This window comes from Brachybacterium sp. UMB0905, assembly GCF_002871795.1.
Classification (GTDB): Bacteria; Actinomycetota; Actinomycetes; order Actinomycetales; family Dermabacteraceae; genus Brachybacterium.
The window spans coordinates 1-2,451 of record NZ_PNHL01000037.1; the positions used below are offsets into that span (position 1 = coordinate 1).

Genomic DNA, 2,451 nt, shown 5'->3' on the forward strand with positions numbered 1-2,451 from the left:
CACTCCACGCAGGCGCGAAGCGCTCACCAGCACCGATACACCCAAAACCCGCGTCGATACCCCAGAGAGGTCCAAGTCAGGAGCATGCCGTACTCCACCGACAGGGTTCTCTACGTCGCCCTCGAACCGCGGGATCACGTGGATATGCGCGTGAAAGACGGTCTGGCCTGCTGCCTCTCCCGCGTTGAAGCCGACGTTGTAGCCATCGGGCGCGAGGGCCACGTCGAGTTCTTCCTTCAAGGCGGCAACGACGTGCAGAGCCGCTTCCCACTCTTCCGGCGTGGCTTCGAACCAGGTTGCGATCTCGCGCACCGGGATCACGAGTGAGTGGCCAGGTGATACGGGGTTGGTATCGCGCACGGCGAAGCAGAGGGCGTCCCCGGCGATCCGATGTTCCGAAGGGATAGCTGAGAACGGAGACTCGCGAATCGACATAGGTCAATCAAACACTGCCGTGGGCTCTCTGTCGGGCAGGCGCCCTCGACTGAGCAGTTCTGCGCCATAAACGGTCGCTTGTCGTCCCCCAGGGGGAGCACACGACACATCAGTCCGACGACTTACTTTCCCAAGCGGGTGCAGCGACCCCAAGATGGTCTGCGACCCCGTCGCCTGTCGCAACCACGAGACGATGGAAGAACCCAACACATGCCTGAGCATCGCGGAGGCGGAGTGCCGGCCGCCCATCCTTGTTGGCCAGGATTGGGCGCCTCACTACCTCCAACACATTGACTGCTGACAGCTCCGGGTCACCGTGCGCAATCGCATGACGTACCTTCAGCCAGTCGAAGATTCCGGACTCAACATCGGTGGGCTTCCAGAGTCCGGGGTCCGAACGACCCGGGCGGGTCTGCCATGTCCACAGCGGTCGAGGATCGAAGCCTGCTGCCCGGAGGAGGTCGCGGCTGTTCTCAGCATTCGGGGTGCTGAACTTGCCAATCCTGCCTCGCACCTCTTGCGCAATCATCAGGTGCGGCTGCCTGTTCGGATCGACGGGCGAAGGGGGAGTGGAGTCGAGAATGGTACGAGCGAGGTCTTGAACCGTCGCCTGCCACGTGGCGACCGTTGTAACCACCACCGCCCTGTTCAGGGAGTGCTCCAGCCGGCGGCGCCCACGCTTCCCCTGCCCCGACCGACGATGTAACTCCAGCAAGTTCTGGGCGTGCTCGATCCCGCGCTGATATCTCGTCGCAGCCTCAATGATGTCCACTGACGAAGTATCTCCGGTTCGTGAGAGAGCGGGGAGCGATCACCGCATCATTCTCCGCACCGCTTCACCTGGCCGTGCGCCATAAACGGTCGTTGATGGGTCATCGGCTTGGCCTAGATAGGTCTCGGATGCTCAGGCGATCAGCCCCGCAGTGTGGCAGTGAGGTCGCGAATCTCGTTGTTGGTCTTCTCGACTTCCTCCTCCCGGCCGAACCGGTGGAACTCAAGCAGTAGCGCAGCGGCATGCTTGGCCTCGTACACCTTCGCGCGCCAACGGGCCTCTTCGGTCTGCTGGACTCTCCCGTAGCTCGACCAGAACGCGTCCCGCTCGCTGCCTGGCTTACGCAGCGCAAGGTAGATGGGCCAGTCTGCCTCCGGATCGCCCCACCAGGTGCGGTCGCAGTCGAACACGCCCGAAATGGACGGCACCGGAGAGCTGGCAGCCAGCATCGTGTTCCCGACCCACAGGTCGCCGTGCAACAACCTCGGCTCCCGAACCTCATCGAGAACCTGACGGTTGCGATCAGCCATGCGCATCAGTTCGGTGACAGCCGACGCATCGAGCCCGTGGTCGGTGAGGTCGGCGGCAGCGCGGTCGAACCAGGCGAACAGAGCATCGCTCCACCGCTCGTACGTCGGGCCGGCGACCGGGCCGAACTGGCGCCCGCGCACTCCGTGGATCGCGCGAGCGACCGCCCCGAGTTCTCGATAGAAGCCACCCCGGACCTGCTCGGGATAGGACTTCAGGGCGGTAGCTGCGGGGACCCCCTCGAGCATCGTTTGAAACAAGTAGTCCCGGCCGATGACCTGGTGAGTGAAGTCCACTGCGAGGTTCCGAGGTAGTAGATCGGCTACCGGCGCCAGGTACGGCACGCTGGCGTACTCGTTGCGCATCAGCTCCGGGTCCGCGCGGGCCTGCCGAGCAGGTTCGGGAGCGACCCGCAGGATGACCGGTCGATCCTGTCCGATGCCGACCTTAAAGGTGCTGTTGTAGAAGCCGCCGCCGAGTTCGACGGCAGACACCACATCGGCGCTGCCGCCGAACGCGGCGCGAGTGACCGCGCGGATATCCGCGGCACTGATCGCCTGTTGAAAGTCGGATGCCGAACGCGTGAGGGGCCTATAGTCCACGCCCATTCTTAGCACGCGAGGCTCGACACGGAGTGCGCCATAAACGGTCGGTCACAGTCCAGTGCCCCACGGCCACTTCGCGGAACCTAAGATCCCAGCGCGTACGAGCGGACC

3 protein-coding genes are annotated in these 2,451 nt (G+C 64.0%); all 3 read right to left on the minus strand.

The genetic code is table 11. The features are described 5' to 3' along the window. On the minus strand, nt 1-435 hold a 435-nt coding region (locus tag CJ197_RS14730; RefSeq protein WP_102237475.1), incomplete at its 3' end, for an HIT family protein. A 109-nt stretch (nt 436-544) separates the two neighbouring features. Next, nucleotides 545-1,207, minus strand: coding sequence for a hypothetical protein (locus CJ197_RS15720; RefSeq protein ID WP_146007801.1), 663 nt, complete (start codon nt 1,205-1,207; stop codon nt 545-547). Between the two features lie 140 nt (nt 1,208-1,347). Further along, on the minus strand, nt 1,348-2,343 hold the full coding sequence (locus CJ197_RS14735) for a phosphotransferase family protein (RefSeq protein ID WP_233191023.1): 996 nt from the start codon (nt 2,341-2,343) through the stop codon (nt 1,348-1,350). Nucleotides 2,344-2,451 lie beyond the last annotated feature (108 nt).

Bases quoted from the DNA above. Each gene is read 5' to 3' on its own strand.
- CJ197_RS14735 (WP_233191023.1), bottom strand. From the start codon at position 2,343: ATGGGCGTGGACTATAGGCCCCTCACGCGTTCGGCATCCGACTTTCAA.